A 25,866-nucleotide genomic window follows, 5' to 3' on the forward strand; every position below is an offset into this window, starting at 1 on the left:
CCGTTCTGTCAAAGGATACTTTCTTCATTAGATATGGATTACAAGAAGAGTAAGTAATCCACAGTCCATAGTCTACGGTCAACAGAGACGTAGCGGTGGACTGTGGATTACTGACCGTGGACTATATTCGCAATTAGGTTATTTTCGTAATAGTTGCGAGATTGCGCTTCTATTATCATTGTAGGGTTGGTCTTTCAATATGCAGGCAGCATTATTCTTTATACTTTATCCGTTTGTTCTACTCATTTCATACAGTCCTTTTTGGTTGTTATATAAGATATCTGATGGGCTCTTCGTACTGATTTACTATGTTGTAAGATACCGAAAATCAGTAGTGCTGACTAATCTTAAAAACTCTTTTCCTGAACGTAGCAACCAGGAAATAGAGGAGGTTTGCAGAAAGTTTTACCGCTATCTCTGTGACTTAGTGGTTGAATCGCTTAAAACAATCACTTGGAATGAGCAGCAAGCGCGAAGCAGGGTTACGATGCATAACGTAGAAATGTTAGATGCGCTCTACGCCCAGGGAAGGAGTATCATCATTGTGATGGGCCACTTAGGGAACTGGGAGTGGGCGGGCCCTGGTTTTTCTCTGAACTGCAAACATCAGCTTTACGTAGTTTATAGGCCATTAGCTAATCCCTATTTTGAAAAGGTTTTTAGTCGCGCCCGAACTAAATTCAGTACGAAGATAGTTGTTAAAAACAATACCCTGCGAAGTATGGTAGCTAACCGAAAAACGATTAGCGCTACGGCTCTGATTGCCGATCAAGCGCCTAGCCCCATTCATTCGGCACTGTGGCTAGAGTTTCTGCATCAGGATACTGCGGTCTTTGCCGGGCCAGAGAAAATTGCTAAGAAGTTAGGCTATCCGGTAGTGTACATGCAGGTTGAGCGGGTTAAACGAGGATACTACGAAGTGCATCCTACGTTACTAGCCGAGCATCCTAAGGAGACGGCCGATATTGAAATAACCCGGGAGTTTAATAAGATTTTAGAAAAGGGGATACGAAAACATCCTGAAACTTGGTTATGGTCGCATAAGCGATGGAAACATAAACGGTCAACAACAAGTATTGCTTCCTGATAGAATATAACACTTATTAAAAATGAGTATGATCGCATATCAAGATATAGTGGAAGAAGAGCCGGTAAAGTTATTGACCGGAAAAGAGCTAATTCTAGCCAGCAAGAAGTATGCAGTAGAAGATCGGCGCAAGAGTTGGTTTTACACATTGAGTACGTTAGTGTTTTTGATCCTCGCTTTTTTAGGCACAGCCCTTGATTTTCATTGGGCCCCACAGCTATTCTTTAGTGTGGTAAGCGGGCTGTTTATCGTTAAGTTCTTTGTAATCTACCATGATTACTTACACGGGGCAATTCTCCGTAAATCTAAGGTAGCCGACTGGATTATGACGATCTTCGGGATTTTTGTGCTCGCCCCTAAAACTATTTGGAAGCGTACTCACGATCATCACCATCAGAATAACTCTAAGCTCTCCAGTGGTGGCATCGGCTCATATCCGTTAGTGAGTAGAGAAAAATTCTACCGTCTGTCTTCCCAGCAGCGGTTCGCGTACTTGGCTGCTCGTCATCCGCTCACCATCTTCGCCGGGTATGTCACGCTCTTTATCTTTGATTTTAACGTCAGCTCGCTGATAAAAAGCCCCCGAAACCATTGGGATTCTTTGGTGGCTTTAGTGCTACATTTTACCATTGCTGGACTCATCTACTACTTTGGTGGGTTAAGTGCCTTGTTCTTTAGCTGGCTGTTACCGTTTATACTGGCACACGGCATCGGCTCTTATCTTTTTTACGCCCAACATAATTTTCCAGGTGCTACCTTCGCTGAGAATCGTGATTGGGACTACGCTAATGCAGCTATCCAGTCGACCAGCTTTTTGGTGATGAACCCGGTGATGAACTGGTTTACTGGAAACATTGGCTACCATCACGTTCACCATATCAACCACCGTATTCCCTTCTACCGACTAAAAGAAGCAATGGATGAAATGCCTGAGCTTCAAGCTCCGACAACAACTACTTTGCATCCCCGCGATGTCGTCGCTTGTTTAAAACTCAAAGTATGGGACCCAGCTAAAGGAGAGATGGTAGGGCTGTAGAACTTACTCAGGTCTCGTTTTGCGAGATACTTTGTAAACTCTTTTGTCAGTAGAAATCCCAGATTAACCAGTCCTGCATTGCAAAGCTAGAGTTTATCGCTAAATTTATTACTAGTCTAGTCAATTCTAATGCTTCCGAACTTCTCGACAACATAACTATCTCTGTTTACACTGGATGATATGGCTCAACATATATCTTTTTACGAGGGTAAAACCGCCAGGGTATATTTTGATACTGAACTTGACACCTTATTTCTGGAGTACTTGAAGGGTGTGAAAAGCCATGACGAATTTGTTAAGATAAACAGCTCAGTGCTTGTTGCTTTCAAAAAGCTGAATACTCAAAAATTTGTCGCTGATATTCGCCATATGGGTATCATTTCGCTCGAGTCGCAACAGTGGGTGGTACAACATCTTCTTCCCGGTATGGTTGATCATCTGAATGGCGCAATGCTATACCACGCTCAGCTCCTAGACCCGTCAGAAGTATTCTCTAAAGTGTCAGGTAGTAGTATAAAGAAGAACTCTTCTGATGAGATAGAAGCGATTGAATTTGAACAGTTTTCAGATAGAAAGTTGCTAGAGGATTATTTAACCAGCATTCAATAATATCGTTCACATATCTTTACAATGCGACACCTACTTACCGCTTTAGTATTTTTCGTTACCATTACCGTTTCGGCTCAAACTAAATCCACTCAGCAATCACCTCCTCTCTCTGAGGCAAAGCCGGAGAGTGTAGGAATGTCTGCTGAACGATTAGCCAGGATTGATGCAATGGCGAAGGAAGCGGTTGAGGATAATGAAGTTCCCGGTTTAGTCGCTCTGGTAGCCAGAAAAGGAAAAATCGTGTATCATAAAGCCTTCGGTACGGCTAACTCATCGGGGCGAAAGCTAGAAAAAGATGCTATTTTTCGGATTGCTTCTCAAACTAAAGCGGTAACGGCTACTGCTGTAATGATGCTGTGGGAGGAAGGACTGTTCCGGCTAGATGATCCAATTTCCAAGTACATTCCGGAATTCAAGAATCCGCAAGTCTTAGATCGCTTTCGCTACGCTGATACCAGCTATACCACTCAACCTGCCGAAAATGAAATTACCATTCGCCATTTGCTGACGCATACTTCTGGCTTGGGCTACGGCTTCATTGACGGCGACGAACGCTTTAAGATGATTTACGAGAAAGCAGGAATCATTGATGCTTTTACTACGCAAGACATTACTATTGAAGAGAACATTAAGAAGTTGGCAAAACTGCCACTACACTTCAATCCGGGAGAAAAGTACTCTTACGCCGAGGGACTAGATGTGCTAGGGTATTTTGTAGAGATTATGTCAGGTCAGCCTTACGACGACTTTTTGCGGGAGCATTTGTTTGAACCACTCGGCATGAACGATACTTGGTTCTATCTTCCTAATAATAAAGCTGATCGGCTAGTAGCGGTACAGCGTTGGAATGACAGCCAGTGGGAACGGTACTCCGGTAATGGCTACGACGCTGATTATCCAGTGAAGGGGGCAAAAACATTCTTCGCGGGCGGGGCGGGCTTAAGTAGCACCGCAAAAGATTACGCTACCTTTTTGCAAATGTATCTCAACGGTGGTGAGCTAAACGGAATTCGAATTTTAAGCCGAATGACGGTGCAATCCATCATGGGTAACCAGATTGGTGATTTTTGGGAAGGCAGCGGCCGTCACTACGGTTTGGCTTTTGGGGTACTTACCCCCGAAGGGCAAGACCAGGGCGGACGAGGTAGCACGGGCACTTTTGATTGGGGCGGCTACTTTAATACCCAATATTTTGCTGACCCGCAGGAAGAGCTAATTGGCATTATTATGAAGCAAACTCGGGGTAGCAACGGCGACGGAACCGGCTGGAAATTCCGTATCTTGGTTAATCAGGCAGTGGATGATTGAAATTATTCTAAGCAATGATTGTCGAGCTGAAGGAAAGGCATATAAGCGATGTAGCGTACGCGCAGATGCTGGCGTGGCAGAAGGCATTCGAGGGTATTTTGAGCGAGGAGCTTTTAGTACGTTTACAGGCCGAAGATTTCGAGAGCAACTGGAAGAAAATAATCCAGCAGACTGAACGAAAAAATCTAGTCTGGTTAAATGAAGAAGATGCTGTCGGATTCGTATCGTTTGGTGAACCTAAAGATGAGAAAGAATCGGCTGATTTCGAGATCTACGGAATCTACGTTCATCCGAACTACTGGAATAGAAAGGTTGGATTTGAACTTATGAAAGCTGCGATTGACCGAATACAGCAGTACAGTCCGGAGAGTACAGTTGTACTCTGGGTAATGAAAGAAAACCTCCGTAGCCGGAAATTCTACGAGCGATTTGGGTTCTCGAGCAATGGCTTAAACAGAACTTCTACTAGAAATAGCGAAGCGTTTGAGGAGGTAAAGTATTCTTTGACTTTTTAAAGTTACTCGTAGAGCATACCGAACCGGTTCACTTGGTCTGATTCAGCCACAACTCATAAAAGGTAGATTCGTGACCATTGTAGCGGAAGAAATCCAGGTCGCCATCGCCTTCAATATCGGCTAGGTAAGAGTTATACGCCCCAGTTTTGGTAAGTACCTGCTCTTCCCAATTTATATTATCTCCTTGATTGATGAAGAGAATCACCGGACTGTTTTCTGGATCGCCTTGGTCGCCATTATTGCCGGAAAGCACATCGTAGTCGCCGTCGCCATCCACATCGCCCACTTGTAGCGTATGGGAAAATGCGTTTTTGCCGATCTCATGCATTGTCCAGTCACCTTCCTGTGGGTTGGGAGAATCGTACCAGGCTATGCGATCCCGGAATTTCTCGGAGCAGCTAATAAACACCTCATCTTGCCCATCATCATCAATATCGGCGCAGAAAATCTTAGTAGAATTATACTCCCAACTGCGGCCTTCGTCGCTGTTCCAGTACGGATCAATATTTCGCACCGTCCAGTCGCCCGTCATATCATCGCCGGGGTTCTCAAACCAGAAAGCGGTAGAAACTACGTCAATATCCCCGTCACCATCCAGGTCACCTACGTGTTGGCCTTCGTGTAGGGTTTCCACAAATACATCAGCAGCCTTTTCCCATTCATCGGGCGAGTCTTGTCGGTATACTACCATCCGATGGGCACTAAAGCAGGTAGCGGCTACATCTAGTTTGCCGTCTTGGTTCAAATCAACTAAGTCTAAGTCTTTAATGAAGGGAGGAAACTCACCCAGATAGTGAGGCTTCCAGGACGGATTTTCGTACCAATATACCTGAACGGGTTGATCGCCCCCTTCCCACTCACCAGCACCTACCGAACCAAGTACATCAATATCACCATCGTTATCAATGTCGCCGGAAGCTAAGTCGCCACTAGCAAAGGTGCCACCTTCGGGGCCTTCATCAGCAATAATATGCAGCTTTGCGCTATTCAAGTCAGCTTGAGTTTCGTACCAACCGAGCCAGCCGCCCCGAGCGTTATTGTTAATCACAAAGAAATCAACTAGTCCGTCTTGGTTCACATCCGCGTGGCTCCGCGCCCACCACCATTCAGCCCCTTCTGCAACCAGTTTCTTCTGCTCAAACGTGATGGATTTATATTTCAAAGCTGCACTTCCTAATAAAGCGATGAGCAATAGTCCGAATAAGTATTTGGGTAGGTTGGTGTAATTCATAGTGTTAGTTGAATAATTTTAGAGCTGTGAAAGTTACCGAAAAAAGCGATGGTTAAAAATAGTAGCAGGGAGAACATGAAGAATTACATAGTCCTGCTGTGATTTTTAGTAATGGTTTATAGAAGGCAAGATTATCTGTTATCTTAGATACTGACAGAAATAGGCATATAAAAAGCAATGAAAAGGAATCTATTAGTGGAATGGAGGAATGAATGTTACGTTTTATCTTCTCCTCTTTCTATAAACAAAAGAATAGAAAGAACCGATGTTGATTCAATCTTCAAAACTCTTTCTGATTACTTTGGAGTAGAGTACTTTGATACTGAAGCGAATAACTCTCCTTCTGATGTAGATAATTGGCTTTATTGCTTATTAGCAAACTCTAAAAAACTTGCCTGTATTGTTGCATTATATGAGGTAGCGTATCTCCTTGATTACACACAGACGTTAAATAAATCGACCCAGAAGAAATTCAAAAGTTTATTTAACGATCCTAGACAGTTTAGAGATATGCTTTTTGAAGTGTATGTGAGACAGGCTTTAGAATACAATAACATCTCCTGTGAAAAACATCCTAAAGAAGGCTCAAAACCACTAGATATAGTTTGTACAATTGATGATAGAAAGTTTCTCTGTGAATGCAGAAAAATATACTCGCCAAATATCAACCTAATTCATACGGAAGTGCATTTGATGAGAACACTTTACGTACAAATTCAGAAAATGAATAAGGGTTTTGGCGTAATCGGAACGATGAGGTTTAAGGACATCAATAGTGGTAAGCTAAAAGAAATCTTTGAAGGCAAAATTACAAGATTTGTTGAGGGCTTTAACAAACACTCACTCCGATCCATAGATTATCACGATGTTGATAAAGATGGTGAACTTCATGTTGTAGACTATTCCGATCCAAATAATATTGAGATAGAAAATAGTTTCTCTCAGCATCATATAGTTTTTAAAATCATTCCTCCATTTACATCAATTCCAGACGTTGCAAATCGCTATAGGGTCGAACTAAAAGCCAATTTTGATGTACCGCAAAGAAAAATCACAAATAAATTATTCAGTGCTATAAGAGGTAAAAATGAACAACATGCTGCCTCAATGTATGAGAAGAAGATATACTTTATAGACAGTGAAACTATCCCTGACTTTAATATGCCCATCTTCAGAGTAGAATCAATGTTCGAGGAAGATAAAATTAGGAAGTTCATTGAGTCTTTTTCAGAAAATGAATTTTTCTGTTTTATCAGAAGAGAGTATGTAGATAGTCTTCCGAAAGTGTCAATAAAAGTGTTGGGAAAGAATATTGACGATAAAATAAAGAACCTTCTCGAAAACCTAGAGATGAACTTTGCTTATGACATTGTTGAGAGTGATCCAATTTGTGGCCTCGCCTCTATCAGAAGAAAGATACCAAACTTAGACAGTACAAGTAGGTCACCTTGAATGTGCGAAATACTAGTGTATTTAGCTACTGCTCCCTTCCTACAAAATTCTCTTTCCCCTTAAACACTCGCGAATACAAACCACTGCTATCGCTGCTAATGAGCACATCAGGCTTGAGGGAGTTGCGGAGGACGAATGAACCATTATTCTGGTAGCCTTCAATGGTTACCGGATTCATATTATTTCCCTCGATCCGGGCTTGAAACGATGGGCTTTGTCCTTGTGCGTTGAAGTCGTCGGCAAAATCGCTGCTGGTGAGGCGGGTGATTTGATTCAGATATTGGGCGGTTTGGGCAGAATCAGCTAGGGTGCCATTGATCGTCCAGATACTATCGGTAAGTGCCAGTGTGAAGCTGCTGTCGGCGGGGTACTGGAAGGAGATGCGGGAAATGTTTTCTTTCTCCAGTTGTAAGAAGTTACGGTCGCGCCAACTGTTGAACGGTTGGTTGAAAGAGGTGGTGAGGAAACCATCTACGGCGTAGACTTCCGCTTCATCGGCCAAACGAACGTAAGAAGTTGCTTTAGGACGTTGCTGCTGCATAGGAGGCATTCCCGGTTGCATCGGTTGCTGCGGAGGAAGTTGCTGCAAGCTGAATTTACCGACGTATACATCAGCTAGTAGATTCTCACCATTGTATGCCTGTACTCGGCTACCAAGCGAGTCAGTTACTTCAAAGGTGTTCCATTTCTCTTCTGAGCGAGCCGCAAGGCGTTGAGGTTCTAGTTGTAGCAGTGTTCCTAGCAGACTTTGTACGGCTTGCTGGTCAGCCTCAGCAGTTTTATCGCCCTGAGCTACCTGCCAAGCACTATCTTTTTGGGTAAAAGTTACAGCCCCACCTTCTTTGGGATTCAGTACCAGGCGGTCAACTGTAGCAGTATCCATCGTCACTAAATCGGTGCGGAAGTTGCGTTCGTTCGCCTCGCCTCCGGTAAATTGAGTAACGAGATACAGTACTAAGAGCACTCCGAAAGTGATGGATAGAATTCGGTTGTTATAGGGTTTATGCATAGCTTTCTTGCATTCGTTTTTGTCGAATAGAACGTTTCATCTGGAAGCGGACTACGCCGTAGCCCACTACCAATAAAATCGGAACTAGGAAATTGGCGTACTTAATCAGCGATTTGGTGGCATCTTCCACTTGCTCCAGCGGGCGGGAAGTGACGCCTTTGGTACGTAACTCAATGAGTCCCGTATCATCCGATAGCCAGTCAATGCCATTGACTAGTAAGTTTACGTTATCACCACCTTGTCCACCACCCTGAGTAGCAAACCCGCCGTCGGCAATCACCACCATTTTAGCTTCGGTATTTCCTTCAATGGTTCCTTCTAAGGCTGCCGCTAGAGGCAAGGTTTCCAACGGAAAATCATTTTCCGTCCACTGCTTGTTGATGTCGAAATAAGCCGGAGCCGGAACGGTTCCCGATTGTTCCGAGGATGTAGCCAGTGGAGTGAATTTCACGGTATTGCTGGTGTCTTGCGATCCGGTGTAAGCTAGTGAACTAACAAACGGCATAATCACGGCTTCCAATCCGGCGGTAACCGGGTGCTCGGCAAAGTTGCTCACAATTGGTAAGTAGGGAAAGGAAACCTGGGTGTTCATGGTAAAAGGCCCTTGCTGCTGCTGTACGGTGACGGCCCCGCAGCTCGCATCCACCACAAAATTTTCTTCCACTTGCACTCCTTTATCAGCTAACCAGCTTTCCAATCCGGTATTGATTACCCTTCCATAGGCATTCTGTAAATCACCTTCCACCCGGTCGAAGGCCAGCAGAATATTTCCGCCCCGCGTCAGAAACGCATCTAGCTGGGCTAAATGACTATCGGGAATAGAATCTGTGGGAGCCAAAACAGCGATGGTTTTAAATTTGGTGGGAATGTCGGTAGAATCGGTTAGTGTCAGTTCTTCTGGGCTGTAGAGGATAAACAGTTCGTTAGCTACCTGCGGAAGCGTGTTAATAGACGGCTCACCGTGCCCCTGCAAAATTCCAATAGAGGGTTTATCCACCGCTGAGATTTTCTTGATGTTGGTAGAGAGCGTGTATTCCATAGCCGCTCCCGGCTGCACAAAGGGAATCACTTCCTGCTCTTCACCCATTTGAATCACCGCTCCTAAAAAAGCTCGCTTCTGGCTGATTTCATCCTGATCGCGCACATTGACCAGCACCGGCGAGATACCGTTTTGCATGGCTTCCTGCTCAACCTCGGGGTCATCGTTGGGGTTCACAAACTCGTACACTACCATATTGTCGGAAGTATTAGCATACTCCACCAGCATATCCCGGAAGTCTGATTTGGTACGGGCAATATCAGGCGGTAGGTCTTCCGAAAAATAAGCGGTCACTGTCACTGGCTCGGCCAGTTCATCCAGAATATCTTCGGTAGCCTGACTCAAAGTATAGCGTTGGTCTTCAGTAAAATCTAGTCGTAGGAAATAGTCAGACGACAGCAGGTTCGCCACAATCAGAATTCCCACAATCAGGGCTACCGAAATGTATAAGGAAGTTTTACGTCGCATGTTTTTAATGAATGATGATTAATGACGAATGATTAATTGGGCTGTCATTGGAAATCGGTCACACTAAATTTCGTTTGGATAGACTCACTTCGGAGAGGACGATGCCGAGGATGATGAGGGAAAAGAAGTAGATTAGGTCTTTGGTATCAATCACTCCTCGGGTAAGCGACTCGTAGTGCGTGGATAAACTGAGCGTGCTGAATACTTCGCCCATCGTTCCGGTGAAACTATCTGCCAGCACATCAAAAATAATGTGGAAGAATAAGCCAATGAAGAGCGCACTGAGAAAAGCCACGATCTGATTATTGGTCGTACTGCTAGTAAAAACACCAATACTGATATAGACCGCGCTCATCAAAATCAAGCCCAGATAACCGCACCAAATGGCTCCGTGGTCTACTTCACCCAAACTATTGATAGTAAAGTAGTACGGCAGCGTGAACAGTAGGGCAATTACAATCAGCAGTAGACAAGCCAGAAACTTACCGATGACTAGCTGGCGGTCGGTCACGGCTTTGGTCAGCAGCAATTCAATGGTGCCCGCTCGCTTTTCTTCGGCTAGCATCCGCATGGTGAGGGCCGGAATGAAGAAGAAGAGCGTCCAGTAAGCGATGCTGAAAAACGATTGCAAACTGGCCTGGCCGACAAAGAACACATCGGAGCCGTAGAGCCAGGTAAAGAATCCGCTAAAGCCCAAAAATGCTACCAGCAAAATATAGGCAATCAGTGAATCAAAGAAAGTTTGTAGTTCTCGTTGAGTGATAATCCAAATTGTTCTCATACAAGTTGACAAGTGATAATTGTAAAGGTGAAAATTAGGTGCTGCTTGGAAAGCTATCGCATGGTGTCCATTTTCAATTTGTGATTTTCTAATTGACAGTTAAGTCGCGGAAGATGTCTTCTAGCTTCGTCTCAATGGGAGTAAGTTCGGTGAGTACCCAGCCTTTTTCTACGCAGAGTTTGAAGATGTCACGGGCGGGCGACGCATCGGGTTTACCCTGAATCTCGAACTGGTCTTGGTGCGAGTTGAAGTAAGTCGCTTGCTCTACCGATGGGAGTTTCTTCAGAGCCTCCAGTGCTTCGTTGGCTGAAGTATCCTCGATTTTAGCCTTGACAATCTCCTGACCTTGGGCTTGTTTACGTAGGGTAGAAGCGGTACCGTCGGCCACGATCTTTCCTTTGTTGATAATTAAGATGCGGTCGCAGGTAGCCTCTACCTCGGGCAGAATGTGGGTGCTCAGAATTACCGTTTTAGCCTGACCAATTTCCCGGATCAGCTTGCGGATTTCTACAATCTGATTGGGATCCAGCCCGGTGGTAGGTTCGTCCAGAATTAGAATTTCTGGATCGTGAATCATGGCTTGAGCTAGCCCAACGCGCTGACGATAACCCTTAGAAAGCTCACCGATCTTTTTGTGCTTCTCAGCATCCAACCCGCACTTTCGTACCATTTCCCGGATTCGCTCGTCCACTTGGGCTTTGGATACGCCTTGCAGCAACGCACAAAATTCCAGATAGTCAATCACCGGCATATCCAGGTACAGCGGATTGTTTTCGGGCAGGTAGCCGATGTGGGATTTGATAAATTCGGGATCGTTTTTTACCGACGTACCACCTACGGTAATGTCACCTTCGCCAATGGCAATGTAGTTGGTGATCATCTTCATGGTGGTGGTTTTACCCGCTCCGTTAGGCCCCAGAAACCCCAAAATCTCCCCGGTTTTTACGGAGAACGAAATGTCGTCTACTGCTTTTTGGGGGCCATACCACTTCGAAAGATGCTCGATCTGAATGTCCATAACCCAGTGTAGGTTTAGTGTAGTTTTATAGGTTTACTATACTTCTTGAATAATTCGCAAATCTGCGTACTGTTTTGAGAATTACCAAATGAAAATAGCCAAAAAGAGTTCCGGCCTGTCGGATTTTAACAAAAATTAAGATTGTCTTTAATCGATGTTAATGCTAAGAAGTTTGGTGCTTATTAAGGAAAAGAAGTATTTTGGCTAATAACCTAATCTACTTAACTCATGAAGATACATTTTTTTTGGCCAATCAGGCTATTAATGCTCGGTAGTATTCTTTGGCAAACGGTGGCCTACGGACAATCAGCAGAAGGAACGGCAGCATTTATTGCCGCTTCGGCCGAAGATGCCCAAAATCTACTGATGAGCTTCAACCGGGAGCGACGAGCGGATATGCTTTTAAGATTTGACGATACCGATCGTCAGGAATGGAGTAACCTTCCCATCAACGAGTATCCCCGGAAGGGAATTCCGCTCAAGGAAATGGACGATACCCAGCGACGACTGGTACAGCAACTGCTACGCACCAGCCTGAGCGATCTGGGCTATCTTCAGATAAACTGGATTTTCTGGAATGATGAGCGGCGTAAACGTGACCGGGAGAAAGCTAACAATCCTACCGCCCTCTACTACGGACACAACAATTACTGGGTAACCATCTTTGGCAATCCATCCGCTACCGAGAACTGGGCTTGGCAATTGGAAGGCCACCATTTATCTATCAATGTTTCGTTCGTAGACGGAAAGGTAGCTACTACCCCGCTGTTTCTGGGGGCCGACCCGGCCGTGGTGCCCGATGGCCCGTTTGCGGGCTTGGAAATACTGGACGTTCCTTCTAACACCAGCCGAGAATTAATGCAATCATTAAACGAGGATCAGCAGCAGCAAGCCCTAGTTTCGGAAGAACTATACGCCGATATTCTGACCCGCACGGGTGACGAACCACATACGCAAAATCCGGCGGGACTACCCGTTCAGAAAATGAGTAATCAGCAACAGCAAATGCTAAGGCAGATTATTGAGCACTACGTGAACACTTTTGAGGAGGCCGCCGCTCAAGCGTATCTGGCAGATTGGAAAAATGGCTTACCAGACGATCTGACTTTTGCCTGGTCGGGATCGACTGACTCTGGTGCTCCTGTTTACTATCGTATTCAAAGTGCTGATTTTTTGATTGAGTACGATAACCGCAGCGGTGAACCTAATCACATCCATTCGGTTTGGTACGATCTGAAAAATAAATTTGGTCAGTCTTTTTTGGGGATGGAATAGCGTGTAGTGTTAGGGTGCAAAGTTTTGAGGTTTGAGTGCATACTTTTGAGTTTTACATATAGTCGTCCGGCTATAATGACTCAGAACTTAAAAACTTGTAAGTTGTAATACTTCGCCTTTAAACACTACTTACCCTAACACCCTAACACCCTAACACCCTAACACCCTAACACCCTAACACCCTAACACCCTAACACCCTAACACTTCGCTCATTATGATTCTCAAGTGGTTTTCGGTACTGGTAGTTTTGCGGGTAGTTCTACTGCTGGCTACCATTACCGGATTGGTATTGATTTTCGGGCGGGCCGATCTGTTCTTCAATCAGATTATTTTAGGTAGTATCATTCTCATTCAGGTGTACGAACTGATTCGCTTTGTTACCCAGACCAACGCTGAGTTGGCTAAGTTTCTGTTAGCCATTAAGTACAACGATTTTACGGTTAACTTTTCGCGGAGCCGCCATTCGGGTTTTAAGCATCTGCACCCGGCTATGCGGGAGATTATGGAAGCCTATCGGCAGGTGAAAATTGAGAAAGAAGCCCAGTTTCAGTATCTACGTTTGCTGGTAAAGCATCTAAAAGTAGGGATTATCTCAGTAAAGGGTAAAGATGAAATTACGCTGATGAATCCTCCGGCCTTAGAACTATTGAGAACCTCGGCCTACCATCATTGGAAAAATATTCAGCTTAATCGTCCGCAGTTGGCCCAGGCAGTAGAAAACATGCAGGATGGCGATAGTCAGCTAGTAGAACTATCACTTCACGGAGAAATCCGAAGGTTATCGGTGCAGCTTAGCCAGGTTCGTTTGCTGAAAGATACGTACCGGATCATTACCCTGCACGATATTGAAGATGAGATAAATCGTAGCGAAACCCAGGCTTACCATCGGCTTATCCGAATTCTGACCCACGAAATTATGAATTCGGTTACGCCTATTTCTTCCCTTTCCGAAACGTTGCTGATGATGCTGGAAAACGATAAAGGTACTGTAAAAACCAAAGAGCAAATAAGTTCGGATTATCTGGAAGACCTGGCGTATTCGTTGCGTACTATTCAAAAGCGAACTGATGGCTTACTTTCCTTCGTAGAAGATTATCGTCGCCTGACCAAAGTTCCGCAGCCGCAGCGCAAACCGCTGTCAGTACAATCGCTGTTTGATACCGTAAGTCTGCTTATGCGAGGTGAGTTTGAAAAACATAACATCGTTTTACGCACGCACTGCCAACCGGAGAGTCTGTCTGTTTTGGCCGACCATCGACAGCTTGAGCAGGTATTTATCAATCTACTTACTAACAGTATCCAAGCAGTGGCAGGTCAACCCGAGCCAACTATTTCGCTCGAGGCATCGCAACAGGGTGAGAAGACAGTACTGGAAGTGGCCGATAATGGTTCGGGTATTCCCCCCGATAAACTAGATCAGATTTTTGTCCCCTTTTTCTCCACTAAAGAGAAAGGCTCAGGAATTGGGTTGAGTCTGTCTCGTCATATTATGGCCTTGCACGGTGGTAGTATTCGGGTACAGTCCCAACCGGGCACACCAACGGTTTTTTCTCTTACTTTCCCACCAGTGGCGGAGCTGCATCCTGAAGTAATTAATTTATGAGAAACAGTTTTGCACTCCTCTTAATTTGGCTGGCGATAGCTTCGGTAGCATCTGGTCAAACGCTGGATAACCCACTTTTCGTTTTCAACAATGGGGTGAAAGACAGTATCTACGATACGGTGGATGAGCAAATACAGCTATTGCTGGACAATGATTATCCTGGTATGGAAAAGCAAGGATTGGATAATTTTGATGAAGTGTACCAGGCACTTCGGGAAGATAATCTCAAACTATATACGGTTTACGTCAATATCAATCTGGATGATCCGGCGCAGCCCTACCATCCGCAGCTAGAAGAAGTGCTCAAAAAAATTGCCGGAACGGGCACTATGCCTTGGTTCTTCGTTACTAGTAAGCAGTATCCGCCTTCTTCGGCTGAGTACGATTCAGTAGCCGTACCAATTTTGCAGCAAGTGGCCGATTTGGCTCAACAGCACGACGTGCGAGTGATGCTGTATCCCCACCGCTACTTTTGGATTGAGAAAGTGGAAGATGCTATCCGGGTAGCCCGTAAAGCAAACCGCCGTAACCTGGGAATCACGTTCAACTTATGCCATTACTTAGCCAATCGTTACAATCTCGACCGAGATCCGTGGGCGGAACTACCCGCTTTGGCAAAAGCGGCTTCTCCGTATCTATTTGCGATCAGTCTCAACGGAGCTGATGCTACTCCATCGGACGCCAGTGACATTTGGGCTTCATTTATTCAACCCTTGGGCGAAGGTAGTTTTGATACCTACGATTTTCTAAAAACTTTCTTAGACTTAGGATTCGACGGGCCGGTAGGTTTACAGTGCTACAGCATTGATCAGGATAAGGCTGTTCACTTGAAGAAGTCTCATCAAACATGGGAGGAATATAAACAGCGCTACGCTTCGGAAGGAAAAAGATAACAGAAACTTAAAAAAGACGATGCAGCTCCGCTCTTGCCATATTATATCTTAGCAGAAAAAATACATGGCTGATTTATCTCCTCAAACGCTTACTGATCAGATTTTCACGCTCTACAAACGCTACGGAAATGATGCTTACGGTGAGTCAGTAACTCAAACCGAGCATATGGTGCAGAGTGCTCATTTAGCTAAACAAGAAGGGTTTGGTGACGAAGTGATACTAGCCGCCTTTTTCCACGACATTGGGCATTTTCTGGAGCATGAACCAGCGGAGCGTATGGGCGAACTAGGAGCCCAGCAGCACGACAGGCTGGGAGGTGACTTTTTACGGAAACGGGGTTTTTCTGAACGAATGGCACGGCTGATAGAAGGCCACGTAGCGGCCAAACGATACCTTACCTTTTGCAACCCCAATTATTACGAAACCCTATCGGAGGCTAGCAAACAAACACTACAGTATCAGGGTGGAGCAATGGCGGCGGACGAAGCCCAAGCCTTTGAACAGGATGAGCTGTTTGATCTGATGATAAAAATGCGCCATTGGGACGATGAGGCCAAAGTACCCAACCGTCCCATAAAAAATCTGGATCGCTACCGAGAGATGTGCCTGAATTACCTTTGCCAGAGGGTAGATCACTAACCGCTACACCACCGCTTTCTCGGCCTGCAACTGTTGGGTTAGCCCTACGGCATCTACCTGCATCCAGTGGTTGATAATCTTGTTATTTTCTAATTGGTAAATGATAATGCCATCCGTTTCAACATCGTTGCCGGTAGCGGGCATTCCCATAAATTCAGCTTTATGCGTCCCCGCAAACCGGAAGCGCACCGTCACTTTATCATCTTCGGCAATTAAATCCTGAATATGCAGACGATAAAGTGGAAACGCAGCTTCGAATACCTCAATGTGCTGCTTTAGTTCCGAATCCTGGTCAGACACATATTTGTCAATCAAATCACGGGTTTTCTCATGTCCGCTAACCGCCTCCAGATACTCTTTTACTAATTGTTTGTTTTGTTCACTCATCACTTAAAAGGTTTAGGTTTATGATAAATTAACCGCCAGAATAATTATACTGACTGCCGCTAAAGTATAGGTTACGTATATCGGAATATTGTAAAAAACGGTCAATTTATGATGAGCGGAGGAGCTGCTCGCGCAGACTCTTACGTTGGTGGATGTATTTCATTGGGTTCTCACCGGAGAGGCCCATAAATTCTTTAATAAAATGAGACTGATCGTAGAATCCTCCGTAGTTAATAAATTCTTTCCACGACAGGTTTGGGTTGCTCGACAAACAGTGGTTTATATAATTAAATCGCTTCAATCGGGCGTAGGTCTTAGGTCCAATACCTACCTTCGTTTTAAACTTTCGGCGCAGCTGACGGGGGCTCATACAAACTTCATTCGCTAATTCATCCATTGAGAGCATACCTCTCTTTCGGAGGATACTGTCTACTGCATGATCAATGGGAGTGTCCGCGTTCGGTGATTTTTCCAGTAAATCCAGCATAAACTGCTCCAGTACCATGATTCGCTCCTGATCACCCGAGGCCGCTTTGATTTGCTCGGTAACTTCATCAGCTTTGTTTCCCAAAAGTACCCGTAGATCTACCCGCCGATCTAGTAGTTCCTCTGCCGGGGGTGTAGGCAATAGATTTTGAAAGGCAGTGCCCCAAAGTAAGATGCCGCAACACCCTACTGTACCGCTAAACCTTAGGATGTAATTGCTCAGCGAGATACCCGTGAGAAAACACGATGGTACCGTTTCGTTACCCACTGTAGGGTTACACAGTTGGTAGCAATCCCCGTAGTTGAACACGAATGCGTAAGTCGGATTAACCGAGCTCTTTACTTCAAAAGGAGTACTAAGTTGCGACGAGTGTTCCAGCACGTAGTATCCCCGAACATACTGCTGAAGACGAGGTGATGGACTGATTTTTTGATAGCGCATACCCTAAGTTAGCTTGTAGTACAGTTTGTTTTTCAAAATCTACCTGGCCTCAAATCCAAAGATTCCAAACCTTCACCACTCTTTCAGAAAAATAATAAGGTGACTGGTTAAAATTAGTATTGTAGCGACCCATGCAGCAGCCGGGCCGGGTTGTTTGCGCTTTCTGTTCGTGGTTTCATTTTCAGCACTTAGAGAAACAAACTTCCGAATACGTTTCAAAGAGGCATGGCTGGTACATAATGTTACCTGCCGTTTTAGCTTTTTTCAGTCATTAATGCTTTTTCATTCGCCTGATATTGATGCAGAAAGTCGGGGCAAAAATCATAGTCATTAGGCCAGTAGATTCCCCGTCCATTTTCATATAACTCCACCTTTCGAAAATAAGCTGGGTCTGACAAAGGTCTACTTAATTTGTCTTCCCCAATAAATGGTTTAAAGTCAATTGTTTTCTCTGTACCATCGCTGAAATTGAAATGAATTTTCTTGTCATCTATTATTCTAAAATTCTTTATACTTATCATATTATTTTCGTTTCAGTCTAATGGTTCAATTTTGTCTAAAGTCTCATGATCCCTGGCTTTTTGCTAATTGCTTAACAATTCATCCCGATGTTCTATTGCCCATTCAATTGTAGAACATCCGTATGATGATTCCATAAAATCTGCTTATTTCTGGCATCTTTTGATTTTTTGTTCATAAGCAAATTTAATCATTTTTTCTATGGTAGGTAACAATTGTATAATGGCAATATCTCCGTTATACGCCTGATATTAGCGGGTAACGGATATACATTGCCGTTATTTTTCTTATATCATCGGTGCTCTGCGAGTCAATCTAGCGGAATTTTGATACTTCGCTGGATGGAAAATGACCTGGAAAAATCGCCAATGATTAATAGTAACGTCCCATTATTTCATGCTCCACAATGGTTTTACGAAGTGCGAGGGGTTCAATGGTGCCTTGCTGGCTGTAGATGCGCTTTCCGCCGGGTTCAACTAGAACAGTGTAGGGCAACGCTCCTTCCCACTCGGGGTCTATGGCTTCAATGAGGGCGTATTTGTCATCTTTGGCAAAGAGGTAGTTCGGTACGGCTGAGTTCTCCTTCTCTAAAAACTTCTGCGCCTTTTCTTTCTGCTCGGGCCGGTCGGCACTAATGGAGATAAACTCAAAAGCGCGATCTTTATACATGCGGTGCATTACTACAAACTCAGGGTACTCCAGCACGCATGGGCCACACCAAGTAGCCCACACATTGATTAAGCGAAGTTTATCTGTATCGTTCTTCAGCAGGTCGGCAATACCCGCTTCGTCTATCATTTCCAGGTTCACCGGTTTCTCTTCCCACTCGGCATATACTTTTTCCTTGTATTCATCTTTCCAGGCCCACTTCACCGAACAGCCAAAAGTTTTGGTTTTAGGTTCAGACACCGCTTCTCCCGACAAAACGGCATCTATTGCTGCGCGAGCATCTTCAGCATTCGCTGAGCCTGGTTTCTCGGAGCCATCCAATCGTCCGACGTACTGTAGAGTTCGAGACTTATCAAAAACAAAAATGTGTGGTGTCGCCACAGGTCCGTACTGGATAGACATGGCGTGATCGTCGCCATCGTAGAGATACGGAAAATTGTAGTTCATATCCTCGGCCCGAACCTGCATATCTTCGTAGGTATCGCCCAAATCAGAATAACCCAATTCACCGTAAAGCAGCGAGAGCGGACTATTGGGCGAAATGGCAACCACCGCTACTCCTTGGCCTTCATAATCATTGGCTAGGTCAATCACCCGTTGCTCGTAAGCTTGGGCGGTAGGGCAGTGGTTACAGGTGAAAACAATGGCTAGTACTTCGGTATCATCAAAATCAGCTAGTTCGTAATATTTTCCGTCTACTCCGGGTAAACGAAAATCCGGGGCTTTAGCCCCAACTTCTAACGTATTGACTTCTACTTCTTCCACTGCTTGGGGCGACGCTTCAAAAGAGGCGGTGGTGGCGGGAGTCGTCTCAGCTTCCTCAGTAGTGTTTTTGCTAGTCTGTTCCGGATTTGACTGGCAGCCGACTACCAGAGAAAATGCTGCCAAATAAGTTAATACGTTAGAAAGAGGGTGACCGTAAGATATTTTTGAAAGTGAAAGTTGCATAGTGGTTAGGTTTGCGTCAGCAAAAGATACATTTTCAGTTAAGAGGAAGCAAACCAGTGACAAAGTGTATGATAACTTTTATGATTGAAGATGTCAATATGACATAAAATAATCGAGTACTTCTCAAAAATAAGACATTTTGTCATTAATAAAGCTCTAATTTCGTGATTTTCGGCATTGGTATTCAGTTTGTTTCTACAATAGCGTAATCAATTAAACCAATAATTAAAATACTAAATACTATGAACTTGATACGTTATAACACAGCATTCCCTCGATTCTTTGATGATTTTGTGACCAAAGAATTAGATCAATTATTTGACACTAGTGGTCAGCGTGGTCGTCGCTTGCCAGCAACGAATGTAAAAGAAACTGAAGATCACTTTGCCCTGGAATTAGCCGTGCCTGGTTTTGAGAAAGACGATTTCAAAGTACAGTTAGACCAAGATGTACTAACTGTTTCAGTAGAGAAAGAAGAGAGTACAGAGGATAAGAATGACAACTTTGTGAAGCGAGAATTTCGTTATCACAACTTTAGCCGAAGCTTCCGCTTGCCCGAAAATGCAGTGGATGGCGATAAAGTAGCCGCCAAGTACGAAGCCGGTATTCTTACCTTAACCTTGCCCAAGCGAGAAGAGATGAAGCCTAAGCCAGCACGTACTATTGAGATTGGCTAAGTAAATATGTACATAGCATGTGGTAAAGAGGCGGGTAATTTACTCGCCTTTTTTTTGCCTAGCCCAACACCAACCACCTTTTTTCGTGATAATTAGCACGTAACCAGAAATATGATAAGTTAGAAGTACAATAAGAAATAACTACTATTGACAAACAGAACCAAGACGGAAAAGACAATGAATAATGTTTTGGGTAATGATAGAGGAGCTTGAGAAGTTGCGGAAGGAAAATGAAAGCTAATAATGCATATGGAATACAAAGACTACTATAAAGTATTGGGAGTAAGCAAAACTGCTTCGCAGGAGGAAATTAAAAAAAAGTACCGCAAGTTGGCGGTAAAGTATCATCCTGATAAAAATAAAGGCGATAAAGCCAAAGAGGAGAAGTTCAAAGAAATTACCGAAGCCTACGAGGTGCTGAAAGACCCCGAGAAGCGCAAGCAGTACGATGAACTGGGGGCCAACTGGAAGCAATACCAGCAGCAGGGAACCAACGGTGGTTACCGAGGTAACCCCTACGCCGGACGGGGCGGAGCTACTCAGTACGACGGTGATTTTTCTGATTTGTTTGGCGATGGGGGCGGTTTCTCCGATTTCTTCGAGAGCTTTTTTGGGCGAGGACCCGGTCATACCCGCGATCCGAGGGGAAGAGAAAGTGGGGCTTTTAAGGGAGCCGATATTCAAGCGAATGTGACCATTACCCTGGAAGATGCTTACGAAGGTGGTACCCGATTGATTAACCTAAATGGAAATCGGTTGCGCTTAAAGCTTAAGCCGGGTATTGAAGATGGTCAGACACTCAAAATCAAAGGAAAGGGGCAACCCAGCATTCAGGGTGGGCCAGCGGGTGATTTGTACTTAACGGTGGAAGTGGCTCGCCATCCGTATTTTAAGCGTAAAGGACATGACTTATATAGTACGCAGGAAGTAGATATGTATACGGCTACCCTGGGTGGCAAAGTGGAGATTAAAACGCTGAAGGGTAGTACAGTTAGCGTTACTATTCCTAAAGGTACCGATAGTGGAAAAGTTCTTCGGCTGAAGGGCTTAGGAATGCCAGTTTACCAGAAAAAGGAACAAACAGGTAACTTGTTTGTGGAAGTAAAAATAGTAACGCCTAAAAATCTGACGAAGGAAGAGGAGGAGTTACTAAAAAAGCTACAGAAGCTCGGTAGCAGTGCGTATACCTATGCTACTTAGATCAAACTCCGGGCCGAGCTAGGAGGCGTGTTGACCAAGTTATAATCTATAAAGTAATCAAATTTATTCTCAGAGAACCGCCTTACCCAAGTAACTTCGCTATGGCTAATACGACTACTTACTTAGCGCACCTAATAGCATTGTGGTTAATTTGGCCTATACTTCTAACTACTCATTCGCTCTGGGCTCAGAATTCCGACCAAGCTCAGCCCAATGTTATTGTTATTCTAGTAGATGATTTAGGCTACGGTGATGTGAATTTTGGTTTAGCCGAAGGCAAGGCGTTTCGTAACCCCTACGTGCAGACCCCAAACTTAGCAAAGCTAGCCGGCGAAAGTCTCGTATTACAGCATCACTACGCAGCTTCGCCGGTATGTTCGCCTTCTCGGGCTGGCTTGCTCACAGGTAGAACTCCCACTCGTTACAATATCAATTTGTACATCCGCGACAATCGGGATGATGACCTCATTTTTTTACCCGGCCGAGAAGTTACAATTGCTGAAGTGCTACAGTCAGCGGGTTATCAAACGGCTATTTTCGGAAAATGGCACCTAAACGGAGCTGATTGGGAAGACCCAAAGAGTTGGACTGGCTGGACGGGCTCTTTTCCTAAACAACAAGGCTTCGAGGCAGGTATGGTTAGCAAGGAAAATCCGCATTTCACTCGACTTCTGAAAACAAACACCCAACAACATCCAGGCGATTTCTTCAGCGTAGATGGAAAGCCACTGGGACCAATTAAGGGCTACACTAGCGATATTATTACCGAAGCAGCCACAAATTGGTTAAAAGAGGAACGAGATGTATCCCGTCCGTTTTTTCTGTATCTACCGTACGATGCAGTGCATATTCGCGTAGCCGCGGCGGACGAATACGTTAGCAGGTACAATACGGGCGATGCCCGAAAAGATGCTTACTACGCTAATATCACCCATCTGGATGCGACTATCGGCAATTTGCTTAGTAGTTTGGATTCACTTAATCTTACTGACAATACCCTGCTCTTCTTTTCTAGTGATAATGGTCCCGATGTACTAAAAAAGTGGGAAGCTACTTACTACTGTTACGGAACCTCTTACCCTTTGGCAGGGCAGAAGTATCAGCTTTACGAAGGGGGAATTCGCGTACTGGGTTTAGTTCGTTGGCCCGGTAAAATCGCTCCCGGAATCTCGGATGCTCCCAACAGCACTTTGGATATCTTACCAACCTTCTGCGAACTAGTAAGGCAACCCTTGCCCAATGATCGTCCGCTAGACGGAGTTAGTATTCTGAGTCATTTGACTGAAGGAAAACCTATTGAGCGGGAAAAGCCCCTGTACTGGCAGTTTGAAGATCCTCGGGAGTTTGTCACGATAGGTGAGGGGTATGACCGTCGGCTAGATGGTAGTCAGAAAGTAGATAAGCCAAGTCCGGTAGTTGCGATTCGGGAAGGGAATTATGTGCTACGAGGATTTCAAAACAAAGCATTCACGCTGCCCACTGAATTTACGCTGTACGATGTAGTGAATGACCCCGAAGAGCTAGAGGAACTATCTAAGGTAAAAAGCGATCTATTTGCCTCGATGAAGCAACAGCTACTGGAAATGTATCGAGCGGTAAATGCTGAACGGGAAAAAACGGCTGTCGAGATTGAGCAAAAAGTATCACAACTAGAATAGTAAGGAGCATACTTGCATTTAGTACTTTGGCAAACCATAAAATTCTTATACCTTTGCACTGCGGGTACGACCAGCTCCTGCTGAACTCCCCCAGGCCAGGAATGGAGCAAGGGTAGGCGGTCGTAGCGGTGCGATACCCGCTTTTTTTTGTCCTTTGTCAACAGTTGTTTAAGAATCGTTTGAGAATCTAATTCTCTCTAGTCCACAGTCCATCATCAGTTACTCAAGGCTTCTATCTTCTGATTCCGGTTTCCCGTCTCCATTCTCCGGTTTCCGTTTTTTCATTACCTTCACCCTGAAAAAGTGCGTGGGAATATGTACATCATTAAAGTAAAGGGAAAAGCGAAAATACCGGATTACATTCAGTTACGGGACAATAATTTTGTACTGATTGCCTACTTTCGGGCTGATCGGGCACTAAAAAATCTACATAAATACGGACTGGAAGGAAAAGAAGAGGCGCTGGAAAAGGTGATTGCCGGATTGCCGTTCGGAAAAATTCAAAAACTGGAGATATAATGAAAGACAACTCTTTCTCAGGTCAGCCGGTGGTAGACGTTCGAAATGCCTGTATTTTTCAGGAGCATCAGGTAGTGCTGGAAGATGTACACTTTTCAGTAGCCCGGGGGGAGTTTGTGTACTTAGTAGGTCGTACCGGAAGCGGGAAAAGCTCGCTGATGCGAACCCTCTACGCCGATCTGCCTCTCCGGATTGGCGAGATGGATGTAGCGGGCTACGCCATTAAAAATATTAGCCGTTCAGATGTGCCCTACCTTCGGCGCAAGCTGGGTATTATCTTTCAGGACTTTCAACTTTTTGCCGACCGTACGGTAGATGAGAACCTCAATTTTGTAATGCGAGCCACGGGTTGGAAAGAGCGAGCTAGTATGAAAAAACGCTTGGTAGAAGTGCTCATGCAAGTGGGCTTAGGTTCAGCCGGAACCAAACTGCCCCACCAGTTATCTGGCGGAGAGCAACAAAGGGTGGCTATTGCTCGCTCATTAATTAATCGTCCTATTCTACTGGTAGCTGACGAGCCAACCGGAAATCTCGACCCCAGTGTATCCGAAGGTATTCTTAGTCTGTTTCGAGAAATAAACCAGCAGGGCACTACCGTGCTGATGGCTACCCATAGCCACGAGTTTGTCCGAAACTACCCCGCCCGGGTGCTCAAGTGCGAGCACGGTCGTCTCCTCGATTCCCAGCGGGAAGATTTTGAGCTCAATAGTACCTATTGATGGAGTCCGGAGAAGGGAGACCGGGGAAATATAAAATGTTCAAATTTTTGGACTCCGGTTTCTGGTCTCCGATGTTACTATTTCTGTTAGGGTTCAATTTCTGCTAATTTTAACCAATAGTCCATAAATCCTAAATAATTCATGAAACTAGCCGCTATCGATATTGGTACTAACTCTATCCACATGATTGTGGTACAAGTTCAGCGTAACAATACTTTTGACGTGATTGAGCGGGAGAAGGAAATGGTGAAACTAGGGGAGGGGGTATTTGCTACCAATCGACTGAGTGATCGGGCGTACGAGGAAGGGTTGGAAGTAATTAGAAGGTACGTACAATTGGCCGACCAGCTAGGGGTAGATGAGATTATTACTGCGGCTACCAGTGCCACTCGAGAAGCGCGTAACGGAGGTGAATTTTTGGATGCTATCGTGAAGGAAACCGGGATTGCTCCGCAAGTGATCTCAGGTAAAGAAGAAGCTCGACTTATCTTTTTAGCGGTTCGGCAAGCGATTGCTTTACAAGGAAAGAAAGCGTTAGTGCTGGATATTGGTGGCGGTAGCACCGAAGTTGTGGTAGGCGATGAAAAAGAAGTACTATTTCGTAGTAGCGTTAAGTTAGGGGTGCGCCGCTTGCTGGACATGTTCGACCATCAGGGGCCTATCGGGAAAGAAGCACTGAAGGTACTGGAAGCGCATATCAAACAAGTAGCTCGCGATGTGATTAATGAAGCGAAGCAGCACGGATTTAGCCAGATGATCGGTACTTCTGGGACAATCCGCACACTGGGCGAAGCGGTATTAATTGAAACCGGAGAAGAAAGCCTACAGTCAGTCAACGCGGAGAAAGTATCTCGCGCTGACCTGGAAAAGCTCACTAAAAAGCTACTTAAATTAGAAGCCGATGAGCGTACGGATGTGAAGGCCGTCAGTTCCCGTCGGGCCGATGCTATTCATCTGGGAGGAGTGCTGCTAACGCAACTGCTTCAACTCGCTGAGGCTAAAGAAATCACGCTCTGTGATGCCTCGCTGCGCGAAGGATTGATTATTGACCATATTCAGCAGTACGCCAAAAAAGGAGCAGATTTATCTGAGCACGAAGATTTACGCTATCGTAGTGCCGCTCAACTGGCACTGAAGTACGATGTTGATCTGGAGCAGGCATCGCATGTGGCTGCTTTAAGCACGCAACTCTTCTGCGGACTTTCTTCGCTACATTCGTTGAAAGTATACGAGCAAAACATTTTAGAATATGCAGCTTTACTGCATGAGGTAGGGCAGTACATCAGCTTTAAACGCTACCATAAAAATTCCCGTTACATTATCAAACACGCTCGTTTGAGAGGCTTTACCAATGAGGAGATACTACTGGTTGGTCACGTAGCCCGCTACCATCGTAAAGCCGAACCATCTAAATCCCAGAAAAAGTATCGTAAACTCAGTAAGCGACAGCGAAATATAGTTGCTATCCTAGCAGGAATTCTTCGTATTGCCACCGGGCTTAATACCACCAAGAACCAGTTGGTTCGGAATGTACGTTGTCAGATTTCAAAAAAAGAAGTTAAAATTATTCCTTCCGGTTCATCTACTCTAGATATTGAACTGTGGGCGGCTGATCGCAATAAAAAGGTGCTAGAAGAAGCATTAGACCGAAAGATTACAGTGCTGGTGAATACCTAA

25 protein-coding genes and 1 other RNA gene are annotated in these 25,866 nt (G+C 44.9%); 17 read left to right on the forward strand and 9 right to left on the reverse strand.

Translation table 11 applies throughout. The features are described from left to right. Window positions 1–199: 199 nt before the first annotated feature. The 5 genes from P0M28_RS25615 (at window position 200) to P0M28_RS25635 (ending at window position 4,555) form a co-directional block, all read left to right on the forward strand. Complete coding sequence (locus P0M28_RS25615; protein WP_302206239.1) at window positions 200–1,087, forward strand: lysophospholipid acyltransferase family protein; 888 nt, start codon at window positions 200–202, stop codon at window positions 1,085–1,087. A gap of 22 nt (window positions 1,088–1,109) precedes the next feature. Further along, a complete protein-coding gene (locus P0M28_RS25620; protein WP_302206241.1) occupies window positions 1,110–2,123 on the forward strand; it encodes a fatty acid desaturase family protein in 1,014 nt (337 codons plus the stop codon). Window positions 2,124–2,303: 180 nt separating this feature from the next. Beyond that, the gene (locus P0M28_RS25625) at window positions 2,304–2,732 is read left to right on the forward strand and encodes a hypothetical protein (RefSeq protein WP_302206243.1); all 429 of its coding nucleotides are present in this window, start codon (window positions 2,304–2,306) and stop codon (window positions 2,730–2,732) included. 21 nt (window positions 2,733–2,753) lie between these two features. Then, on the forward strand, window positions 2,754–4,040 hold the full coding sequence (locus tag P0M28_RS25630; protein WP_302206245.1) for a serine hydrolase domain-containing protein: 1,287 nt from the start codon (window positions 2,754–2,756) through the stop codon (window positions 4,038–4,040). A 14-nt stretch (window positions 4,041–4,054) separates the two neighbouring features. Beyond that, complete coding sequence (locus tag P0M28_RS25635; RefSeq protein ID WP_302206247.1) at window positions 4,055–4,555, forward strand: GNAT family N-acetyltransferase; 501 nt, start codon at window positions 4,055–4,057, stop codon at window positions 4,553–4,555. A 28-nt stretch (window positions 4,556–4,583) separates the two neighbouring features. Here P0M28_RS25635 and P0M28_RS25640 read toward each other — a convergent pair whose 3' ends face one another. Continuing rightward, window positions 4,584–5,786: an FG-GAP-like repeat-containing protein gene (locus P0M28_RS25640; protein WP_302206248.1), complete on the reverse strand. Its 1,203-nt coding sequence runs from the start codon at window positions 5,784–5,786 to the stop codon at window positions 4,584–4,586. 177 nt (window positions 5,787–5,963) lie between these two features. Here P0M28_RS25640 and P0M28_RS25645 point away from each other — a divergent pair, with 177 nt between their 5' ends. Next, window positions 5,964–7,238, forward strand: a complete 1,275-nt coding sequence (locus tag P0M28_RS25645; RefSeq protein WP_302206250.1) for a hypothetical protein — start codon at window positions 5,964–5,966, stop codon at window positions 7,236–7,238. A gap of 25 nt (window positions 7,239–7,263) precedes the next feature. Here P0M28_RS25645 and P0M28_RS25650 read toward each other — a convergent pair whose 3' ends face one another. From P0M28_RS25650 to P0M28_RS25665, 4 genes are all read right to left on the reverse strand, one after another. Beyond that, window positions 7,264–8,247: a DUF4340 domain-containing protein gene (locus P0M28_RS25650; RefSeq protein ID WP_302206252.1), complete on the reverse strand. Its 984-nt coding sequence runs from the start codon at window positions 8,245–8,247 to the stop codon at window positions 7,264–7,266. Continuing rightward, entirely contained in the window at window positions 8,240–9,754 is a 1,515-nt protein-coding gene (locus P0M28_RS25655) for a GldG family protein (protein ID WP_302206254.1), read from the reverse strand. The genes P0M28_RS25650 and P0M28_RS25655 overlap by 8 nt, the downstream gene beginning before the upstream one ends. Window positions 9,755–9,812: 58 nt before the next feature. Then, window positions 9,813–10,535, reverse strand: coding sequence for an ABC transporter permease subunit (locus P0M28_RS25660; protein ID WP_302206256.1), 723 nt, complete (start codon window positions 10,533–10,535; stop codon window positions 9,813–9,815). A gap of 88 nt (window positions 10,536–10,623) precedes the next feature. Beyond that, window positions 10,624–11,553 carry an ATP-binding cassette domain-containing protein gene (locus P0M28_RS25665; protein WP_302206257.1) on the reverse strand — a complete coding sequence of 310 codons (930 nt, stop codon included), beginning with the start codon at window positions 11,551–11,553 and terminating at the stop codon, window positions 10,624–10,626. 228 nt (window positions 11,554–11,781) lie between these two features. Here P0M28_RS25665 and P0M28_RS25670 point away from each other — a divergent pair, with 228 nt between their 5' ends. From P0M28_RS25670 to P0M28_RS25685, 4 genes are all read left to right on the forward strand, one after another. Next, a complete protein-coding gene (locus P0M28_RS25670) occupies window positions 11,782–12,828 on the forward strand; it encodes a DUF3500 domain-containing protein (protein WP_302206259.1) in 1,047 nt (348 codons plus the stop codon). A 215-nt stretch (window positions 12,829–13,043) separates the two neighbouring features. After that, complete coding sequence (locus P0M28_RS25675; RefSeq protein WP_302206261.1) at window positions 13,044–14,432, forward strand: sensor histidine kinase; 1,389 nt, start codon at window positions 13,044–13,046, stop codon at window positions 14,430–14,432. Continuing rightward, entirely contained in the window at window positions 14,429–15,325 is an 897-nt protein-coding gene (locus P0M28_RS25680; RefSeq protein ID WP_302206262.1) for a sugar phosphate isomerase/epimerase family protein, read from the forward strand. The genes P0M28_RS25675 and P0M28_RS25680 overlap by 4 nt, the downstream gene beginning before the upstream one ends. Window positions 15,326–15,389: 64 nt before the next feature. Next, the gene (locus P0M28_RS25685) at window positions 15,390–15,965 is read left to right on the forward strand and encodes an HD domain-containing protein (RefSeq protein WP_302206263.1); all 576 of its coding nucleotides are present in this window, start codon (window positions 15,390–15,392) and stop codon (window positions 15,963–15,965) included. Between the two features lie 3 nt (window positions 15,966–15,968). Here P0M28_RS25685 and P0M28_RS25690 read toward each other — a convergent pair whose 3' ends face one another. The 4 genes from P0M28_RS25690 to P0M28_RS25705 all read right to left on the reverse strand — a co-directional run bounded on the left by P0M28_RS25690 (window position 15,969) and on the right by P0M28_RS25705 (window position 19,416). Continuing rightward, window positions 15,969–16,352 (reverse strand): ester cyclase, encoded by a 384-nt coding sequence (locus tag P0M28_RS25690; protein ID WP_302206265.1) that lies wholly within the window; start codon window positions 16,350–16,352, stop codon window positions 15,969–15,971. Between the two features lie 106 nt (window positions 16,353–16,458). Beyond that, window positions 16,459–17,280 (reverse strand): helix-turn-helix domain-containing protein, encoded by an 822-nt coding sequence (locus tag P0M28_RS25695; protein WP_302206267.1) that lies wholly within the window; start codon window positions 17,278–17,280, stop codon window positions 16,459–16,461. A gap of 254 nt (window positions 17,281–17,534) precedes the next feature. Beyond that, window positions 17,535–17,801: a DUF2442 domain-containing protein gene (locus tag P0M28_RS25700; protein ID WP_302206268.1), complete on the reverse strand. Its 267-nt coding sequence runs from the start codon at window positions 17,799–17,801 to the stop codon at window positions 17,535–17,537. Between the two features lie 370 nt (window positions 17,802–18,171). Then, window positions 18,172–19,416: a redoxin domain-containing protein gene (locus P0M28_RS25705; protein ID WP_302206269.1), complete on the reverse strand. Its 1,245-nt coding sequence runs from the start codon at window positions 19,414–19,416 to the stop codon at window positions 18,172–18,174. Between the two features lie 242 nt (window positions 19,417–19,658). Between P0M28_RS25705 and P0M28_RS25710 the strand changes: the two genes are divergently transcribed. The 7 genes from P0M28_RS25710 (at window position 19,659) to P0M28_RS25740 (ending at window position 25,866) form a co-directional block, all read left to right on the forward strand. After that, window positions 19,659–20,093, forward strand: coding sequence for an Hsp20/alpha crystallin family protein (locus tag P0M28_RS25710; RefSeq protein WP_302206271.1), 435 nt, complete (start codon window positions 19,659–19,661; stop codon window positions 20,091–20,093). A gap of 249 nt (window positions 20,094–20,342) precedes the next feature. Beyond that, window positions 20,343–21,293 carry a DnaJ C-terminal domain-containing protein gene (locus tag P0M28_RS25715; protein WP_302206272.1) on the forward strand — a complete coding sequence of 317 codons (951 nt, stop codon included), beginning with the start codon at window positions 20,343–20,345 and terminating at the stop codon, window positions 21,291–21,293. 101 nt (window positions 21,294–21,394) lie between these two features. Then, on the forward strand, window positions 21,395–22,951 hold the full coding sequence (locus P0M28_RS25720) for a sulfatase-like hydrolase/transferase (RefSeq protein WP_302206273.1): 1,557 nt from the start codon (window positions 21,395–21,397) through the stop codon (window positions 22,949–22,951). Window positions 22,952–23,008: 57 nt separating this feature from the next. Further along, window positions 23,009–23,098: signal recognition particle sRNA small type (ffs, locus tag P0M28_RS25725), an RNA gene on the forward strand. Between the two features lie 168 nt (window positions 23,099–23,266). Next, on the forward strand, window positions 23,267–23,470 hold the full coding sequence (locus tag P0M28_RS25730; protein ID WP_302206275.1) for a fructose-6-phosphate aldolase: 204 nt from the start codon (window positions 23,267–23,269) through the stop codon (window positions 23,468–23,470). Next, complete coding sequence (locus P0M28_RS25735) at window positions 23,470–24,189, forward strand: cell division ATP-binding protein FtsE (protein ID WP_302206277.1); 720 nt, start codon at window positions 23,470–23,472, stop codon at window positions 24,187–24,189. The genes P0M28_RS25730 and P0M28_RS25735 overlap by 1 nt, the downstream gene beginning before the upstream one ends. A gap of 141 nt (window positions 24,190–24,330) precedes the next feature. Next, a complete protein-coding gene (locus P0M28_RS25740) occupies window positions 24,331–25,866 on the forward strand; it encodes a Ppx/GppA phosphatase family protein (RefSeq protein ID WP_302206278.1) in 1,536 nt (511 codons plus the stop codon).

Origin of the sequence: Tunicatimonas pelagia (genome assembly GCF_030506325.1) — a bacterium.
Lineage (GTDB): Bacteria > Bacteroidota > Bacteroidia > Cytophagales > Cyclobacteriaceae > Tunicatimonas > Tunicatimonas pelagia.